We start from the raw sequence: 18,082 nt of genomic DNA, 5'->3' as shown, positions 1-18,082 counted from the left end.
CCCGATCAGCCGCCGCGCGCGGCCGGGCCGATGGGGCCGAGATGGGTGGAGGTGAACGCGTCCGGCAGCTTCAGGCCATAGCCCAGCATCCGGTCGAAGCCGATATGCGCACCCAGAATGAGCGCCAGGGCCAGCACCAGCGCCTGGTCCAGCACCTGCGCCAGCAGCCCCAGGCCGATGGCCAGGGCATAGGAATGGGCGAAATTATAACTCCAGGCCCCCACCCTTGGCCCGGCCAGATAGCCGGCCATGGCCACGTCGGGCACCAGGAACAGCGCCGCCGCCAGTCCCCACGACGCCCCGAGATGGGCATAGGTCACCGCGCACAGAAGGAAGACGGCGGCCCCTTCCACCCGCAGCCAGGGCCGCGCCGCATTTGACCGAAGGGGCGCGGCAGGCACCGCAGGCGTTTCCATCATGGCAGTTCTCTCAGGTTGTGGTTCCGGCGGGGCGGGATCGTGCCCGCACGGCCAGACACCTCAGGCCAGGGTTGCGGCATCGTCCCGCGCCGGCGTCGCGACCGCTCCTGCCCCCGAAGCCTTGCCCTCGATCAGGCCGCGCCGCTTCACCAGTTCACGGCCCACATGGTCCATGAAGCAGCGCACCCGCGCCGTCTGCTTGATATCGGGATGGGTCAGCAGCCACAGGCCGGATTCCATCTCGCTTTCCGGACCGGCGAGGCGCGCCAGCCCCGGCGTGGAGGCGCCGATGAAGCAGGGCAGCACCGCCAGGCCGATGCCGGCGGCGGCCGCTTCCGCCAGCCCCAGCAGCGTGTTCACCCGATAGACGATCCGCTCCTCGCCCGCCCGTTCCCGCAGCCATTTGGACGCCTTGATGCCGGCGATGGGCTCGGCGAACCCGACCCAATTGTGCCGGCGCATGTCCGCCACCGCGAACGGCTGGCCACCCAGCCCGTCGATGCGGCCATAGACGCCCCAGGCGATGGAGGCGATGCGGCGTCCCACCAGGGTGTCGCCGGGGCGGTCGCTGGCGCGGATGGCCACGTCCGCATCGCGCTTGGACAGGCTGAGCGACTGGTTCGACACCATCACCTCCAGCCGGATTTCGGGAAACGCCGCGCGAAACGTGGCCAGCACCGGGGTGAGCAGATGCGCCAGCAAGGTATCGTTGGTGGTCACCCGCAATTCGCCGGACGGGCGCAGATCCTGCCCGGTGATGCGGCGCTCCATGGCCATGATGTCTTCGCCCATGCGCTCGGCGAGGCGGACGATCTCTTCGCCGGTGGCGGTGGGCACATAGCCGCTGCGCGCGCGCTCGAACAAGCGCGCCCCGAGCTGGCTCTCCAGCACACCCAGCCGGCGGAAGATGGTGGAATGGTTGACCCCCAGAGCCTCGGCGGCGCCGGCCAGGGAGCGGGTCTCGGAGATCGCCTTGACCAGGCGAAAGTCATCCCACGCAATCATAAGCTCGGGCCGCCGCACAACCGGGGATTGCTTTGGGCAGTATGGCCGCCGATGGCGGACAAATCCAGCGGGCGGCTTAAGGACACGGTGGGCTCACCTTCAGGACGGGCGTTGCCACAAGACCGCCCCCCAATGCCCGGCCTGATGCCGGGCATCCGCGCGGAACCGCGTGCGCAGACGTGCACGCACGCCCATCGCGACGGGCGGGATGCTCCCCCCGTCGCGGGCAGGGGCGCGGCTCAGCCGCCCTTGGTCTGGTCTTCCGCCTTTTTCACCGGCTCGGGATCATCGCCCAGGCCGCTCTGCAGCTTCTTCTGGATCTTCTCCAGATCCTCGGGCTCAGGCTTCAAGTCGCGGGCATGGGCCCACTGGAAGGTGGCCTCCAGCTTGCGGCCGACCTTCCAATAGGCATCGCCCAGATGGTCGTTGATCACCGGATCCTGCGGCTTCAGCTCGATGGCCCGCTCCAGCTCGCTCACCGCGTCCGGATAGCGCCCCAGGCGATAATAGGCCCAGCCGAGGCTGTCGACGATGTAGCCATCGTCCGGGCGCAACGACACCGCCTTGCGGATCATGTCCAGCGCCGGCTCCAGATTCTCACCGCGGTCGACCCAGGAATAGCCCAGATAGTTGAGAACGTGCGGCTGGTCCGGGAACAGCTTGAGCGCCATTTTCAGGTCCGCTTCCGCCGCGGTCCAGTCCTTGTTGCGCTCGTTGCAGATGCCGCGGAAATAATACAGCGTCCAATTGTTGCGGCCCGGATCCTTGATCTGAGAGATCACCTGGCCATAGGTGGTGGCGCATTCGGCAAACATCTTGTGGCCGCGATAGAGGCCACCCAGCGCCACCAGCGCGTCCGTATCTTTCGGGTCCGCGGTGACCAGCGCCACCAGATGCTTGCGCGCCTCGTCGAACTTGCCGACATTGTCCAGATTGATCGCCATCTGGACTTCCGCATTGCGCTTCAGCGGCGAATTGGCCGGCACCTTCTCATAAACAGCGATGGCCTTTTCCGGCTGCTTCATCTGCTCATAGAGGTCGGCCAGCGTCAGGCTGGCCAGCGGATGATCCGGCTCCAGCCACAGCGAGAGCTGCAGATAGACCAGAGCGAGGTCTTCGCCGCCCTGCCGGCCCAGCGCCGCGCCGAGGCCGTACAGCACTTCGGCGGCGCCTTCCTGCGGGGTGCGGATCAGCGGCGCCAGGGTCCGGCCCGCCTCCAGATCCGCGGTGGCCGCCACCACCAGAGGATGGTTCGGCAGCAATTTGTTGAAGGCGGCAAAGGTGGCCAGCGCCGCGTCCTTGTCCACGTTGCGCGACTGCCAGCGGGCATAGGCATCCACCGCCCGCAAGGTGGCGGGATCCAGCTTGGCGGCGCGCTCCAGGCGCTTGCCCGCTTCCTTCTTGATGCCGGCGGCATCCAGAATGAGGCCGGCATTGATATCCTTGAACGCCACGTACCAGTCGGGGCCCTGCAGCCGGTCGATCAGTTCGATGCCGGACTTGGGGGTGCCGGAGCCGAGCATGCTCCAGGCGGCCAGCAGCGTCGCCGTCAAATCGCCAATGGGGCCGCGCACGGAGAGCGACAGATTGGTGCGGGCGGTCTGAAACTGGCCGCGCTTGATAGCGCGCACCGCCAATGCCAGGCGGGCGATGCGGTGGGAGCGATCCACCTTGACCAGGCGCTCCGCCAGCGGCATCGCGTCCTCGACCTCGCCGGCCACCAGCATGGCGAAGAAGGCGCGTTCCACCAGTTCGTCATTGCGCGGATCCGCCTTCAGCAGCGCCCGCAGATAGATGACGGCGGCGTCGGTATCCTTTTCCGCCCCCGCAAGCCGTGCGGACAGATAACTGCCGGCGACGGACCCCTCGCCCGCAGCGGGGGGCTCTTCGCGCGCAAAGGTGGGGGCCGCCATGGCCATCGCCGCACAAAAAGAGAAGGCAAAGGCCAAAGGCGATGAGAAAGAGAAAATCTTCACCGTGAGGGAATCCCGGACAGGAGCGCACCAGTCAGCCAAACCGCGCTCGATGGCGGGAGGATGGCCGCTTTCACCCCGCCTCGCAAGCACAGGGCCCGCACACCCCCGTGCCGGTGCGCTTGCCGCGCGGGCCCGACGAGGCCATAAGCGAAACCCATGCAAAAGCTTGTGGCGCGTGCTCCGGCAAAGGTCAATCTGACATTGCGTATCCTCCGGCGCCGGCCGGACGGGTTTCACGATCTCGCGAGTGTGGTGGCTTTTGCCGGCGCCGCGGATCTGGTGACGCTCGATATGGCCCATCCCCTGGGCCTTGCCGTTGCGGGACCGACCGCTCCGGCTGCCGGCCCCGAGTCGGACAATCTCATCCTGCGCGCCGCCGCCGCCTTCGCCCGGGAGGTGCCCGGCGCCCGCCTGGGGCAGTTTCACCTCACCAAGCGCCTGCCGGTGGCCGCCGGTATCGGCGGCGGCTCCTCGGACGCGGCCGCCGCGCTGCGTCTTCTGGCCACGGCGAACGGACTGCCGGCCGATGACCCGCGCCTCTACGCCGCCGCCCGCGCCGTGGGCGCCGACGTGCCCGTCTGCCTCGCGCCCCGCAGCCGGATCATGGAGGGCACCGGCGAGGTGCTCTCCCAGCCCCTGGGCCTGCCGCCGCTGTTCGCCGTGCTGGTGAACTGCCGGGTGCCGGTGCCCACCGCCGACGTGTTCCGTGCGCTGGGCCTGCGCCCGGGCGACAGCCTGCCCGGCCCCGACCCCGAGCCCGATCTGCCCCGCACGCAGGCGGGCCTGCTGGCCTATCTCGCCCGCCACGGCAACGACCTGGAGCCCCCCGCTCTGGCGGTCGCCCCGGCCATCGCCGAAGTGATGGACCTGCTGCGGGCCCAACCGGAGGTGCGCCTCGTGCGCATGTCCGGATCGGGGGCGACGGTGTTCGCACTGACCGACAATTGTCGCATGGCCGCGTCCGTGTCGCGTCGCATTGGGGAACTTCGGGGAAACTGGTGGGTACGCCCCACGATCTTGCGGTGAAATTCGTGTCCATGGAGCGTGAATCGTGACGATTCCGGCCTTCCTGCTCGCCGCGCTCACGGAGATCGCCGGCTGCTTCGCCTTCTGGCACGTGGTCCGTGCGGGCGGCTCGCCCTATTGGCTTTTGGCCGGGGCCGTGAGCCTGCTGGCCTTCGCCCTCGCCCTCACCCAGGTGGAGACAAGCGTTGCGGGACGGGCGTTTGCGGCCTATGGCGGGGTCTATATCCTGGCCTCATTGGCCTGGATGTGGGCGGCGGAAGGGGTGCGGCCCGACCGCTGGGACGCCACCGGCGCGGCCCTCTGCCTGGCGGGCGCAGCGGTGATCATGCTGGCGCCGCGCGGCTGAGTTTATCGTTTGAAATCAGATGGATACGGGAGGATCGCGCGGCTCAGTAGCCGCGCGAAATGGCGAAGTCCACCGCCTCGATCAAGGCGTCCTTGGCCGGGCTGGCGTTGAACAGGGCCAAAGCATCGCGGGCGATGGCGCCATAATGCTGCGCCCGCTCCAGCGTATCGGACAGGGCCCGATGCTTGATGAGCAAGGCAATGGCCTGCTCCAGTTCGGCATCCCCGGTCTCATTCTGCTCCAGGCAGCGCTTCCAGAACGCCCGTTCCTGGGCATCCCCGCGGCGGAAGGCCAGCAATACGGGCAGAGTGATCTTTCCTTCACGGAAATCATCACCGATATTCTTGCCCAGCTTGGCTTGGCTACCGCCGTAGTCGAGGACGTCATCCACCAATTGGAAGGCGATGCCCAGATTCATGCCGAACGAGCGGCAGGCATTCTGCTCCGCCTTCGGCCGCTTGTTCAGCACCGCCCCCACCTCGCAGGCGGCCGCGAACAGTTCGGCGGTTTTGCCCCGGATCACAGCGAGATAGTCGTCCTCGGAGGTCTCGGTGTTCTTGGCGGCGGCCAGCTGCATCACCTCGCCCTCGGCGATGGTGCAGGCGGCGGTGGAGAGGATGTCGAGGCATTCGAGCACGCCCACTTCCACCATCATCTTAAAGGCTTGGCCCAGCAGGAAATCTCCCACCAGGACGCTGGCCTCGTTGCCCCACACCTTGCGCGCCGCCAGCTTGCCGCGGCGCATGTCGCTCTCATCCACCACGTCGTCATGGAGGAGGGTCGCGGTGTGCATGAACTCCACGGAAGCGGCGAGCTTGATGTGGCCATCGCCGCGATAGTCCGACAGCGCCGCGCAGGCGAGCGTCAGCATCGGCCGCAAACGCTTGCCGCCGGAGGAAATGAGGTGGTTCGCCACCTCGGGAATCATCGCCACGTCCGATCCGGTCCGGGCAAGGATGGTGGCGTTGACGCGCTCCATATCCCCCCGCACCAGGCGCACCAGCGCCTCGATGGAAGGATCTTTCGGCTCAAACGGAAGAACGACGGCCAATGAATGCTCCCGCTTGTCATTCAGCGGGGCGCACCATAGGGATGCCGGAGGGGTGCACGCAAGCGCCCTGGTCGCGCTGGCCACGACACGGATGCCCCAACGTCCGCGAATGTCGGCGCGAAGCCGCAAGGGAACACATGCGCGAGGTTGTACGGACCAACGACATGGTGCTCATCTCGGCACTCGAAGCCCTGCTCACGGCCGCAGAGATCGGCCACATGGTGGCGGATGGCTACATTTCAGCGCTGGAAGGCTCCATCGGAGTCTTGCCCCGTCGCATCCTGGTGGTGGATGACGATGTGACGCGGGCGCGCCGCCTGCTAACCGAGGCTGGATTCGCCGATGTGCTGCGCGACGAGCCCTGAGCGCCCTGACCCGGACACCACTTCGGACACCGTGCTCGGCGGCCGGCTGCGGCTACGTCAGCCGCGCAAGGGCCACCGGGTCGGCCATGACGCCATGCTGCTGGCCGCGCTCGCCCCGGAACACACACGCCATCTGGTGGATCTCGGTGCCGGCGTCGGCAGCGCGGGACTGGCGGTTCTGGTGCGCCAGCCTGCGGCCCGGGGCGTGCTGGTGGAGATCGACCCCGCCCTTGCGGCGCTGGCGGACGAGAATGTGCAGGACAACGGGCTTGGGGACCGCTGCACCGTCGTCACCGGCGACGTGCGCACCCTCTGCCGTCCCATCGGGCCGCCGAACCCGGCACCGGGCGCGGCGGACCTGGTATTGACCAACCCGCCGTTCAATGCCCGCGCGTCCCACCAGACCTCCCCGGATCCCCAGCGCGCCACCGCCCATATGGCGGAGGATGAAACCCTGGCCGATTGGGGCCTGGCGGCCTACCGCTGCCTCGCGCCGGGCGGCATGCTGGGGCTGATCCTGCGGCCGGAGGACCTTGGCGCGCTGCTGGACATGCTGCGGGGCCGGTTCGGGGCGGCGCAGCTGCTGCCGGTCCATCCTGCGCCCCATGCCCCCGCGGTGCGCCTTCTGGTGCGGGCGATCAAGGGACGGCGGACGCCGCCGGTGCTGCTGCCGGGCCTGATCCTCGCCGACAGCGCCGGGCGTCCGACGCCGGAAGCGGAGGCGGTGCTGCGCGATGGGACTGCCCTGATGCCGCAGCGGTAGCGTCCCCTCCTTCCATCCGGGGTGTGGGCGCACTACCTTCTCCTCATGCCTGATGACCTGATCCAAACGACAAAGAGCCGCATGCGAAACCTCCTGCCGCAGAGCTGGCGGCGGGATCTCACTCTGGTGCCGGTGGTGCGCCTGAGCGGTGCCATCGGCATGAATTCGCCGCTGCGGCCAAGCCTGACCCTCGCCGCCACCGCCAAGACCCTGGAGCGTGCCTTCGCGGTGAAGCGGGCGCCTGCGGTGGCGCTGCTGATCAATTCGCCCGGCGGCTCGCCGGTGCAGTCGCACCTGATCTTCAAGCGCATCCGGGCGCTGGCGGAAGAGAATGACAAGCACGTCTTCGCCTTCGTGGAGGATGTCGCCGCATCCGGCGGCTATATGCTGGCCTGCGCCGCCGACGAGATCTTCGCCGATCCCTCCTCGGTGGTCGGCTCCATCGGCGTGGTCTCGGCCGGGTTCGGCTTCAACCAGTTGCTGGAGCGGATCGGCGTCGATCGGCGCGTGCACACCGCCGGCAGCCGCAAGATGATGCTCGATCCGTTCCAGCCCGAGCGGGCGGAGGATGTGGAACGCCTTCTGGCCCTGCAGCGCGATATCCACACCATGTTCGCGGATCTGGTCCGCAACCGGCGCGGTGCGACCCTCACGGCGCCGGAAGAGCAGTTGTTCTCCGGCGAATTCTGGGCCGGTGCCCAGTCGCTGGATCTGGGGTTGGTGGACGGCCTCGGCGATGTGCGCTCGGTGCTGCGCGCCCGCTATGGCGCCAATGTACGGATGCCGCTCATTGCCCCGCCGAGCAGTTGGTGGTCGCGGCGGTCATCGGGCATTGGCGCGATGCTGGGTGCGTCCGCCGCGAGCCTTGACGAGCTGGGGCCGCAGCTCGGCGCGGGCCTGGTCCAGGGTCTGGGCGATGCGGCACAGGAACGCGCGCTGTGGTCCCGATTCGGCCTATAATGCCGCGGAAGCTTTGCGCGCGGAGCCGAGGCTCTGGTCGGCGCCGGAATGATCCGGCGCGGCATCGATTGTGATGAAGGAGATCATCCCGTGCCTCCCTTCCTGCTGGCCGCCTTGGGCGCCATTGGAGCCGCGGCTCTCGCCAAGTTCCTGGCCGCCGAGAACCGCCGCGTGAACGAAACCCTGGACAAACAGCGCCCCGTCGATGCGCCGGTGCCCGAGCCCACCCCATTGGAACGGGATCCGGCCACGGGCGCGTATCGCCCGCGCGCCACACCACAGGGCGAGACCCAAGCCTAGTCCCCAAGGCCTAGTCCCATCGCGCCTAATCTTACCGCGAATTCACTTATTTGCCGCACCGCAACCTTGTAATCCTATCCCTAGGTCATCCTGGGCGGGATCGAAACGCGGATGTTACAGAGGCTGGAACAGGATGGCGCGGCACGTCCCGTGCTGAAGCGCCAGAAAAAGCGGCGGCTTTGGCCTCTGGCCGCAGCGCTTGTGCTCGTGGCTGCGGGTGCCGGCGCTTATTTTGCCTTTGGTGGTAGCGGATCGACCGCCACGGCGGTTGCGACCGCGCCGGTGGTGCGCGGCGACATCGACCAGACCGTGACCGCGCTGGGCACCATCAAGCCCAAGACCTATGTGGACGTGGGCACCCAGGTCTCCGGGCAGCTGCGCCGGGTGTTCGTGCAGATCGGCGACACGGTGGAGAAGGGCCAGTTGCTGGCCGAGATCGATCCCACGGTCTACCAGACCCGCGTCCTGGGAGATAAAGCCCAGCTCGACAATCTCAAGGCGCAGGTCGCCCAGCAGCAGGCCCAGCTGGACCTTGACCGCATCCGCGACACCCGCGCCCAACGCCTCCTGGCCGCCGCCCATGGCAGCCAGGATACGGCGGATGCCTCCGGCGCCACCGTCCGCATCGGCGAGGCCAAGATCGCGGCGCTGCAAGCCCAGATCAAGCAGACCCAGGCCACCCTGGACGGCGATGTGGCCAACCTCGGCTACACCAAGATCTTCGCCCCCATTTCCGGCACGGTGGTCTCCACCAGCGCGGTGGAAGGCCAGACCCTCAATGCCAACCAGACCGCTCCCCTTGTGCTGCGTCTGGCGGATCTCGACACCATGCAGGTGTGGGCACAGGTGGCGGAAGCCGACATTCCCAAGGTGAAAGTGGGCATGCCGGTCTATTTCACCACGCTGGGCATGCCGGACCGCCGCTTCACCGCCAAGGTGGTGCAGGTGCTGCCCACCCCCGAAACGGTCAATGACGTGGTGCTCTATAACGTCCTCATCGACGTGCCCAATGCCGAACGCCTGCTGATGACCTCCATGAGCGCGCAGGTGTTCTTCATGCTGGGAGGCGCCAAGAATGCGCTGCTCATCCCGGCCTCCGCCATCCGGCCGACGGCGCGCGGTGCCGGCCGACGCGAAGCCCGCAATGAGGCAACGGTCCGGATCCTGGTGAATGGCCAGCCGGAGGTGCGTGCCATCAAGACCGGCCTCTCCAGCCGCACCCAGACCGAAGTGAAGGAAGGTCTGGCCGAGGGCGATCAGGTCATCACCACACCGGAACCCCAGACGGCCCGTGCCCCGGGCATGCCGGGCATGCCGCCGAGGCTGTTTTGAGCCTCGCCGAGGCGCCCCGGTCCACCGCGCAAGCGGCACCGGAACCGGCAGGACCCGCGCCCGGCGCGCCGCTCATCGAACTCATCGATGTCAGCCGGGTCTATCCCAGCGGCGACGGCATCGTCCGGGCGCTGGATGGCGTGTCCCTGAGCGTGATGCCGGGAGAATATGTGGCCATCATGGGCCAGTCCGGCTCCGGCAAGTCCACGCTGATGCATATTCTCGGCTGCCTGGACCGTCCCTCCACCGGCACCTACCGGGTGATGGGGCGCGAGGTGGCGGACCTCGACAGCGATGACCTAGCGGCCCTGCGCTGCCGGACCTTCGGCTTCGTGTTCCAGCGCTACAATCTCCTGCCCGCCATCTCGGCGGAAGAGAATGTGGAAATCCCCGCCATCTATGCCGGCCGCCCCAAGAGTGAGCGGATCACGCGGGCGAACGCCCTGCTCGCCCGCCTGGGTCTCGGCTCCCGCGGCACGCACCGCCCCTCGCAACTGTCCGGCGGCCAGCAGCAACGGGTCTCCATCGCCCGCGCGCTGATGAACGAGGCCCCGGTGGTGCTTGCCGACGAGCCAACGGGCGCGCTGGACAGCCAGTCCGGCGCCGAGGTGCTGGCACTGCTCGCGGAACTGAATCGCGAGGGCCGCACCATCCTGCTCATCACCCACGATCCCGAAGTGGCCGCCCATGCGGACCGCATCGTCCGCCTGCAGGATGGCCGGGTGGTGTCCGACGAGACCCACGGCGCCGGGCTTGGCCAGGTCGCCGCCCGCGCGCTGGACCAGCGCCGGGTGGAGGTGCGCAACCGCTTCCTGCCTGATCTGGGCGAGGCGGTGAAGATGGCGTTCCGCTCCATGCGGGGCAATGCCTTCCGCACCGTGCTCACCTTGCTGGGGGTGATCATCGGCGTGGCGGCGGTGATCGCCATGCTGGCCATCGGGCAAGGCAGCAAGCAGGCGGTGCTGGACCGCATCTCCGCCATGGGCACCAACCTGCTGGTGGTGCGGCCCGGTGCGCCGGGCGTGCGATCAACGGGAGCCAACGCTTCGCTGACCCTGGATGATGCGGAGGCCATTGCCGCCGACATTCCCAACGTGCTGGCGGTCTCGCCCGAGCGACAGGCTACCGCCACGGTGCGGGTGGGCAATGTGGATTATGCCACCAGCATCCAGGGCACCGGCCCGGGCTATGTTGCGGCGCGCGACTGGGCTCTGAGCGAGGGCACCATGTTCACCGCCGCCGACGTGGACGGCTATGCGCCGGTGGTGGTGCTGGGCCGCACCGTGGCGCGGGTGATGTTCCCCGATGGGCGCAGCCCGGTGGGGCGCTATGTGCTGATCAAGAACGTGCCGTTCGAAGTCATCGGCGTGCTCGCCCCACGCGGCGCCAACGCCTTCGGCATGGACCAGGACGACATGGTGCTGATGCCCATCTCCACCGGCTTCATGCGAGTGTTCGGCCGCCGCTATCTCAACACGGCGACGGTGGCGGTGGCCGATGTGGACCGCATCTCCGAGACCCAGGAGGCGATCGCAGCCCTGCTGCGCCAGCGCCACCAGGCGGAAGACTTCCAGATCCGCAACACCGCCTCGATCCTGGAAACCGCCACGGCCACCGCGGATACCCTCACCCGGCTTCTGGCCTCGGTAGCGGCGATCTCGCTGCTGGTGGGCGGCATCGGCGTGATGAACATCATGCTGGTGAGTGTTACCGAGCGCACGCGGGAGATCGGCATCCGCATGGCCACCGGCGCACGGCGGTCCAACATCATGCTGCAGTTCAACACCGAGGCGCTGGTGATCTGCGGCGCGGGCGGGCTGGCCGGGGTGGTGCTGGGCATCGGCACCGCCCTGGTGATGCAGCGCTTCGGCTCCACCGTGGTGCTCCAGGTCGGGCCGCCACTGCTTGCCTTCGGCTGTGCCTTCCTTACCGGCCTGGTGTTCGGCTATCTGCCCGCACGCAAGGCCGCCGGGCTCGATCCGGTGGAGGCGCTCGCCTATGAGTGAGCGTCGGGCATTTGAGTGAGCGTCAGTCGTTCGGGGGCGCGCGGGTGACGGCACCCGCCAAAGGCGCCCCGCCGGCATAGGCGTGCTGGGTATCGGCCTCGGCACGAGCGGCACGCCGCTCGGCCTGCCCGCGACGGGCCTCGTTCTGGATCGAATAGAGACCGGCGCCGACCACCAAAATGGTTCCGGCATTGGCCCAGGCGTCGGGAATATCGCCGAAGATCACCATGCCGGAGAACAGCGCTCCCGGAACCAGCACGTAGCGCAGGGGCGAGATCGCCGCCACCGGCGCGGTGCGGAAGGCATAGATCAGCAGCAGATTGCCCACGGCGAACGCTGCGCCGGCGCCAAACACCAGGGCCAGGAGCTTCGGGCTGGGCACCGTCCACGGCTCCCAGGCGGCAAACGTCAGGCCCACCAAGCCCAGCAGGACCGCACTGGCGAAGGCCACCACTGAGCCGGGAACGACCGGGCTGATGCCGCGGGTGACCAGATCGCGCACAGAGCCGAAGAAGGCCGCCAGCAAAGGCAGGATCGCCATGGCGTTGAAGGTGGACGGGTCAGGTCGCGTCACCAGGATGGCGCCGGCAAAGCCCACCACGATGGCGCACCATCGCTTGGTGCCCACCTTCTCGCCCAGCAACGGCACCGACAGAGCCGTGGTGATGAGGGGGGCAGCCATGTAGATGGTGGTGGAAGATGCGATCGGAAGAACGGTGAGGCCGATCACATAGGAAAAGGTGGTCAGCGCATCGAGACCGGAGCGCGCGAAGATCCGCTTGTTAAGCGCCAGAGGCATCACCCGCAGATCGCCCTTCCAGGCGATCAAGCCGAGCAGCAGCACGGCGGCAAAGGTGGAGCGCAGCGTCAGCACTTCGCCGACGGGGAAATCGGTCGCCGCGATCTTAAGCAAGGTATCGTTGGTGATGAAGCAGCCCATGGCGAAAATCATCGCCACCAAGCCACGCATCGAGGACGCCGGAAGGGGAGCCGGACTCATGGCGTCATGCCCCTCACGGGCTCTAACGCCAACGGAAACTCCAACGCACGCACGGCAGCCTCTCTAGGCAAGGGCTTCGAGATGCAGGTCTAACTGATTTGGGAAACATGCGCCGTTGCGTAAATCGCTGAGCAAAAACAAGAGCCCGGCGCTCAAGGCATGGCCCCGCCGTCCCCTCGCCGCAATCAAAAACAAAGTCTAACCGCCGGTGGTACTCATATGGCGATGGACCGCCGGCTGGCGCGTGGTGCGGTCGATGACGAAGTCATGACCCTTGGGCTTGCGGAAGATCGCCGCGTCGATGGCCGCCTGGAGCACGCCGTCGTCCGAACTGGCACGCAGAGGCGTGCGCAGGTCCGCCGCATCGTCCTGGCCGAGGCACATGTAGAGCGTGCCGGTGCAGGTGACCCGGACCCGATTACAGCCTTCGCAGAAATTGTGCGTCAGCGGCGTGATCAGCCCCAGCCGCCCACCGGTCTCCTCCACCGAGAGATACCGCGCCGGACCGCCGGTGCGATAATCGATGTCAATGAGCGTGAACCGCTCGGCGAGATCCGCGCGGACCTTCGACAGCGGCAGATACTGGTCCGCCCGCTCGGCGCCCACCTCGCCCAGAGGCATCACCTCGATGAGCGAGAGGTCATGCCCCTCCCCGTGCGCCCATTCCATCAGCGCCGGGATTTCGTGCTCGTTCACATCCTTCAGCGCCACGGCGTTGATCTTGACCCGGATGCCGGCCGCCGCTGCGGCCTTCACGCCCTCCAGCACCTTGGCCAGATCGCCCCACCGGGTGATGGCGCGGAACTTGTCGGGGTCCAGCGTATCAATGGACACATTGATCCGCTTCACGCCGCACGCCGCCAGATCGCCCGCATAGCGCGCCAGCTGCGAGCCGTTGGTGGTCAGGGTCAGTTCTTCCAGCCGCCCGGTTTCCAGGTGACGGGAGAGGGAGCGGAACAGGGTCATGACATCGCGGCGCACCAGCGGCTCGCCGCCGGTCAGGCGCAATTTGCGCACGCCGCGCGCCACGAAGGCCGAGCACAGCCGGTCCAGCTCTTCCAAGGTGAGCAGTTCGGGCTTCGGCAGGAAGTTCATGTGCTCCGACATGCAATAGACGCAGCGGAAGTCGCACCGGTCCGTAACGGACACACGCAGATAACTCACGGCACGACCGAAGGTGTCCACCAGCGGCCCACGGGCCTGCCCGGTGGCCTGTCCGGTGGCGCCACCGCTGCGATCGCTGAGGTCGCGGGTCACAATTGCCACGTCCGTCTCCTTGGCAGCGTGCATCTTGGCTGCACGTCTCGTCCCTGGTTATCGGTCTACCGCCGGCTCACCAAGGTTCTCTTATATCGTATGCAAGAGGCCAATTGGTAGGTCGGCGCTTGAGATCGCCGTGCGATTGGACATAAGGACCGCAGGAGGCGACCCCATGACTGACCCCAACTCTCCGATTTCGGCCCCCGGCGCTGCCGATCCCTGGCCCACGGAATTGCGCGTGGCGCCCGACAAAACCGCCCTGACCATCACATTCGAGGACGGCGCCAGCTTCACGCTCAGCGCGGAATACCTGCGGGTCGAGAGCCCCTCTGCGGAGGTGCAGGGCCATGCGCCGCACGAGAAAGTGACCTTGCCCGGCAAACGGCGGGTGAAGATTTCAGAACTTCACCCCGTGGGCACCTATGCCATTCGGCCGGTGTTCGACGATGGCCATTCCACCGGCATCTACGCTTGGCCGGTGCTGCGGGCCATGGGCGCCGAGCAGGAGCAGCGCTTTGGCGCCTACCTTGCCGCGCTGGCGGAAAAGGGGCTGTCGCGGGATTAGAGCCGGATGCCGAAAAGCGGAAAATGCTTTCCGGCATCATCATGGGCGAGGCGATCCGCCTCTCCGCTTCGGCCTCAGGAGAGGCCGCCGATCGCCCCGTCCGCATCCACGAAGATGTGCTCTGCCGCGGGCACTGATGGCAGGCCGGGCATGGTCATCACATCGCCGGTCAAGGCCACCACGAAGCCCGCGCCCGCCGAGAGCCGCACCTCCCGCACCGGGATGGTGTGGCCGGTGGGGGCATTGCGCAGCTTGGGATCGGCCGAGAAGCTATACTGGGTCTTGGCCATGCACACCGGCAGGTGCCCGAAACCGTTGGCCTCCAGTTCCGCAAGACGGCGCTCCGCCTCCGGGCTGAAGGCCACCGCATCGGCGCGATAGATCTCCGTGGCGATGGTCTCGATCTTGGCGGCCAGCGGCATGGCGTCGGGATAGAGGGTGCGGAAGCTGGCCCCCTTGTCCGCCAGGGCTTTCACGTCCAACGCCAATTCCTCGGCGCCCTCGCCCCCGTCCGCCCAATGGCTGCAGACATGGACGCTGACTCCGAGGCCCGCCAGCATGCCGCGCACCGCTTCCACTTCCGCCGGGGTGTCGGACAGGAAGCGGTTGAGCGCGACCACCACCGGCAGGCCGAACTTCTGCAGGTTCTCCACATGCCGGCGCAGATTGGCGGCGCCGCGCACCACGGCATCAGGGTCTTCGCGCACCAGATCCTTCAGGCCCACGCCGCCATGCATTTTCAGCGCCCGCACGGTGGCCACCACCACGGCCGCGGCCGGGGCGAGCTCCGCCTGCCGGCACTTGATATCGAGGAACTTCTCCGCGCCCAGATCGGCGCCGAAGCCGGCCTCGGTGACCACATAGTCCGCCAGGCGCAACGCGCTGCGGGTGGCAATCACCGAATTGCAACCATGGGCGATATTGGCGAACGGCCCGCCGTGCACGAAGGCCGGCGTGTGTTCCATGGTCTGCACCAGATTGGGCTGGAAGGCATCCCGCAGCAGCGCCACCATCGAGCCAATGCCCTTCAGCGCATCGGCGCGCACCAGGGCGCGCCCCCGCGTATGGGCCACCACCATGCGCGACAGGCGCGTCTCCAGTTCCTCCAGGGTGCGCGAGAGGCAGAAGATGGCCATCACCTCGCTGGCGACGGTGATGTCGAAGCCGTCCTCGCGGGGAAAACCGTTGGCTGCGCCCCCGAGGCCCACAATGATGGAGCGCAGCGCCCGGTCGTTCAGATCGAGCACACGCTTCCAGGCGATGCGGCGGGTGTCGATGTCGAGGGCATTGCCCCAATAGATGTGGTTGTCGATCAGCGCCGAGAGAAGATTGTGTGCCGCGCCGATGGCGTGGAGATCGCCGGTGAAATGCAGATTGATGTCCTGCATCGGCACGATCTGCGACCGCCCGCCGCCGGTGGCGCCGCCCTTGGCCCCAAAGCACGGACCGAGCGAGGGCTCGCGCAGGCAGATGGCGGTCTTGGCGCCGATGCGATTAAGCGCATCCCCGAGCCCGATGGTTGTGGTGGTCTTGCCCTCCCCCGCCGGGGTGGGGCTGATGGCAGTGACCAGGATCAGCTTGCCCGTGGGCCGCGGCTCGATCTCCTTGATGTAGTCCAGAGAGAGCTTGGCCTTATGCGGCCCATAACGGAACAACGCATCGGCCGGGATGCCCAGCTTCGCCCCCACGGCCTCGATCGGCAGCGGTGTGACGCCAGCCGCAATGGCCGCATCGCTCATGGGGTCGAGATGGCGGGCGGTCGTCCTGTCCATGCGGTGTCCTCGGTCGGGCGCGAAATTCGCGTCGGGCGGCATCGCCGCAGAATCGGAATTCGTGCTCTAGCGTGCCGCCGCCAGATGCTGCAAGCGGACAAGATCGTCTTCGGGCCCCGACCGGGCAAAGAAATAGCCCCCCGTCACCACATCGGCAGCGGGTGCCACCGCACCCGACGGCTCGACATCCCCGACGGTCTCGCCGGCCGCAACGGTCAGCACGCCAAAGAAGCGCTCGAAGGCATGGGCGAGCGTGCCGTCCTTCAGGCCCATGTCTTCCTCAAACAGATCGAGGATATAGGGGGTGCCCCGCAGCGGCGCGAAAATGTCCAGCCGCGCTGCGAACATGGTCCCCGCCACGTAAGGAGGCCGCAAGCCCGCATCCACATCGAGCGCGCTGGCCAGTTGCCGCATCCAGGCTTTGTTGGCGGCGCAGCCGGCGTACAGGTCCCCATCCAGCACATGGCCGCGCGCCCCGAGCAGGCCCAGTCGCGGATGGGCCTCAAAGGCTGCCGCGAGCCGCCCGGCCCGGGCCAGATCCATCAGCGGCCCTGAGATTTGCTCAAGCCAGTCACCGCCATGCTTGCCCTGATGCGGACTGCGCTTGGTGTGGACCTTCAACACCAGTTCGTACCCCTGCGCCTCCAGTTCGGGCAGCAGGCTCAAAAACGGCCGCACATCACGCCCGCGGTTTTCCACGATCCGAAGCCGGGCTCCAGGAGCCAGGCGCGCCAACACGGCACGCACGGCGTCGGCCTTCTCGGGCGGCGTCGTCACGAACAGGTCGCCTGGAGTGAGCCCCGCGATCAGGCCCGGCAGAAGATCCGGGTAGTAGCCGTGCACCACATAAGCGACCGACCCGCGCCGCACGGGGGCAGGCGGAACGACCACCGGTGCGCGCGGCCTGCTGGACAGCAACGTGTAGGGCGCGCGCATGGTTGCCGTTGCCCGCAACAGGGCGTGACCATATCGGTTGTCCGGCACCAGATGCGCGCCGTTCAGCCAGTCGTTCCAGGCATTCACGAACACGAACTTTGCCCCGGCCACGGGATTGGCGTCGGCGAAGGTCGCACTCTCCGCCAGCCAGTTGGCATAGTCGTCCCCGATATCGGGCGACACCATCACCCGGGCGGCGGTGCCCCGGCGCGGGGTGTCATCGAAACCGGCGCACACCCCGGCAAATAGCGGAACCTTCGCCTCCCGCACCTCCTCCAGCGCCGATCTGGCAATGAAGGAGAACTCGTCCACATGACCCGAAAAGGCCGGTGAAACAGGCTCGATGCGCCGAGGGGTCGGAGCAGGTTCGGCCCCCTCTGGGACGATTTGCACCGCCGCCGAGAAACCCTCGCCCAGTCGGTCCGAGCCTGTGAAGGGTTGAATCAGAAAAAGAGAAGTTCCAAGGAGCGATCTGGCAGCAGCCTGCCATTCGCGGGCCGATCCCCCGCCCCTGGCACCCAAAACCGGACACCCGCCGACCTTCAGCACACGGGGATCGGCAAGGGCTTCAAGCACATCGGATCGCACGTCCGGAAGTGGTCCGTCGAAGAAAAGGCTGATACCGATCGGCAGGCTCTGGTCGCTGAGCAGTTCGCGGAGAGCGGACGGCAACGCGCCGGCGCTCGGCACCCAGAAACAAAACGCGTCGACGCCATAATCGTGAGCCAGGGACAGGTCCGCGCGCACCGCTTGCGGACCCGGGAGGGTCTGCGGAAGCAAGGGCGTCACAGGCTGGATATGCCGGACGAACTGCGGGCGGGCCGCGTCAGCGCGCTGCGCGACGTCCGCCGATATGTCGCAATAGAAGGCGATAATGCGGACGTCCGGCACAATCGGCAGGTTTGTCAACGGCATGGGCGCCCGCCAGGACGGGTCGCGCTTGCCCTCCATCCGCCGACGCATTTCCCGTGCCGCTGCGGCCTGCCGCCTACGACCGATC

The 18,082-nt window shown here is 67.6% G+C and carries 17 protein-coding genes; 9 read left to right on the top strand and 8 right to left on the bottom strand.

Annotated features, from left to right (window positions below; genetic code table 11):
* Positions 1-5: 5 nt before the first annotated feature.
* The 3 genes from AAG816_RS09975 to AAG816_RS09965 form a co-directional block, all read right to left on the bottom strand.
* Positions 6-419, bottom strand: a complete 414-nt coding sequence (locus AAG816_RS09975; protein WP_341989456.1) for a DUF4260 domain-containing protein — start codon at positions 417-419, stop codon at positions 6-8.
* Between the two features lie 60 nt (positions 420-479).
* Positions 480-1,424, bottom strand: coding sequence for a LysR family transcriptional regulator (locus tag AAG816_RS09970; RefSeq protein ID WP_341989455.1), 945 nt, complete (start codon positions 1,422-1,424; stop codon positions 480-482).
* A 239-nt stretch (positions 1,425-1,663) separates the two neighbouring features.
* Positions 1,664-3,337 (bottom strand): tetratricopeptide repeat protein, encoded by a 1,674-nt coding sequence (locus tag AAG816_RS09965; RefSeq protein ID WP_341989454.1) that lies wholly within the window; start codon positions 3,335-3,337, stop codon positions 1,664-1,666.
* A gap of 219 nt (positions 3,338-3,556) precedes the next feature.
* On the opposite strand from AAG816_RS09965, the gene AAG816_RS09960 reads away from it, so the two are divergent.
* Together AAG816_RS09960 and AAG816_RS09955 are read left to right on the top strand one after the other, a co-directional pair.
* A complete protein-coding gene (locus tag AAG816_RS09960; RefSeq protein ID WP_341989453.1) occupies positions 3,557-4,426 on the top strand; it encodes a 4-(cytidine 5'-diphospho)-2-C-methyl-D-erythritol kinase in 870 nt (289 codons plus the stop codon).
* 22 nt (positions 4,427-4,448) lie between these two features.
* Positions 4,449-4,772, top strand: coding sequence for a YnfA family protein (locus AAG816_RS09955; RefSeq protein ID WP_341989522.1), 324 nt, complete (start codon positions 4,449-4,451; stop codon positions 4,770-4,772).
* A 43-nt stretch (positions 4,773-4,815) separates the two neighbouring features.
* On the opposite strand, the gene AAG816_RS09950 is transcribed toward AAG816_RS09955, so the two are convergent.
* Entirely contained in the window at positions 4,816-5,823 is a 1,008-nt protein-coding gene (locus AAG816_RS09950; RefSeq protein WP_341989452.1) for a polyprenyl synthetase family protein, read from the bottom strand.
* Positions 5,824-5,960: 137 nt separating this feature from the next.
* On the opposite strand from AAG816_RS09950, the gene AAG816_RS09945 reads away from it, so the two are divergent.
* The 6 genes from AAG816_RS09945 (at position 5,961) to AAG816_RS09920 (ending at position 11,549) form a co-directional block, all read left to right on the top strand.
* Positions 5,961-6,188 carry a DUF2007 domain-containing protein gene (locus tag AAG816_RS09945; RefSeq protein ID WP_341989451.1) on the top strand — a complete coding sequence of 76 codons (228 nt, stop codon included), beginning with the start codon at positions 5,961-5,963 and terminating at the stop codon, positions 6,186-6,188.
* Complete coding sequence (locus AAG816_RS09940) at positions 6,166-6,951, top strand: methyltransferase (protein ID WP_341989450.1); 786 nt, start codon at positions 6,166-6,168, stop codon at positions 6,949-6,951. The genes AAG816_RS09945 and AAG816_RS09940 overlap by 23 nt, the downstream gene beginning before the upstream one ends.
* 45 nt (positions 6,952-6,996) lie before the next feature.
* Positions 6,997-7,911 carry a S49 family peptidase gene (locus tag AAG816_RS09935; RefSeq protein ID WP_341989449.1) on the top strand — a complete coding sequence of 305 codons (915 nt, stop codon included), beginning with the start codon at positions 6,997-6,999 and terminating at the stop codon, positions 7,909-7,911.
* A 90-nt stretch (positions 7,912-8,001) separates the two neighbouring features.
* Positions 8,002-8,211 (top strand): hypothetical protein, encoded by a 210-nt coding sequence (locus tag AAG816_RS09930; protein WP_341989448.1) that lies wholly within the window; start codon positions 8,002-8,004, stop codon positions 8,209-8,211.
* Between the two features lie 111 nt (positions 8,212-8,322).
* On the top strand, positions 8,323-9,543 hold the full coding sequence (locus AAG816_RS09925) for an efflux RND transporter periplasmic adaptor subunit (protein ID WP_341989447.1): 1,221 nt from the start codon (positions 8,323-8,325) through the stop codon (positions 9,541-9,543).
* A gap of 74 nt (positions 9,544-9,617) precedes the next feature.
* Positions 9,618-11,549 (top strand): MacB family efflux pump subunit, encoded by a 1,932-nt coding sequence (locus AAG816_RS09920; RefSeq protein ID WP_341989521.1) that lies wholly within the window; start codon positions 9,618-9,620, stop codon positions 11,547-11,549.
* Positions 11,550-11,571: 22 nt separating this feature from the next.
* Here AAG816_RS09920 and AAG816_RS09915 read toward each other — a convergent pair whose 3' ends face one another.
* Positions 11,572-12,519 carry a DMT family transporter gene (locus tag AAG816_RS09915; RefSeq protein ID WP_341989446.1) on the bottom strand — a complete coding sequence of 316 codons (948 nt, stop codon included), beginning with the start codon at positions 12,517-12,519 and terminating at the stop codon, positions 11,572-11,574.
* Positions 12,520-12,747: 228 nt separating this feature from the next.
* Positions 12,748-13,737 (bottom strand): GTP 3',8-cyclase MoaA, encoded by a 990-nt coding sequence (gene moaA / locus AAG816_RS09910; RefSeq protein WP_341989520.1) that lies wholly within the window; start codon positions 13,735-13,737, stop codon positions 12,748-12,750.
* Positions 13,738-13,981: 244 nt separating this feature from the next.
* Here moaA and AAG816_RS09905 point away from each other — a divergent pair, with 244 nt between their 5' ends.
* On the top strand, positions 13,982-14,374 hold the full coding sequence (locus AAG816_RS09905; protein WP_341989445.1) for a DUF971 domain-containing protein: 393 nt from the start codon (positions 13,982-13,984) through the stop codon (positions 14,372-14,374).
* Positions 14,375-14,448: 74 nt separating this feature from the next.
* Here the strand turns inward: AAG816_RS09905 and AAG816_RS09900 are convergent, their stop codons facing one another.
* Positions 14,449-16,146: a formate--tetrahydrofolate ligase gene (locus AAG816_RS09900; protein ID WP_341989444.1), complete on the bottom strand. Its 1,698-nt coding sequence runs from the start codon at positions 16,144-16,146 to the stop codon at positions 14,449-14,451.
* Between the two features lie 66 nt (positions 16,147-16,212).
* Positions 16,213-17,997: a glycoside hydrolase family 99-like domain-containing protein gene (locus AAG816_RS09895; protein WP_341989443.1), complete on the bottom strand. Its 1,785-nt coding sequence runs from the start codon at positions 17,995-17,997 to the stop codon at positions 16,213-16,215.
* Positions 17,998-18,082 lie beyond the last annotated feature (85 nt).

The organism is Azorhizobium sp. AG788 (assembly GCF_943371865.1).
GTDB lineage: Bacteria > Pseudomonadota > Alphaproteobacteria > Rhizobiales > Xanthobacteraceae > Azorhizobium.
This window is presented reverse-complemented; position numbering and strand designations above follow the sequence as displayed.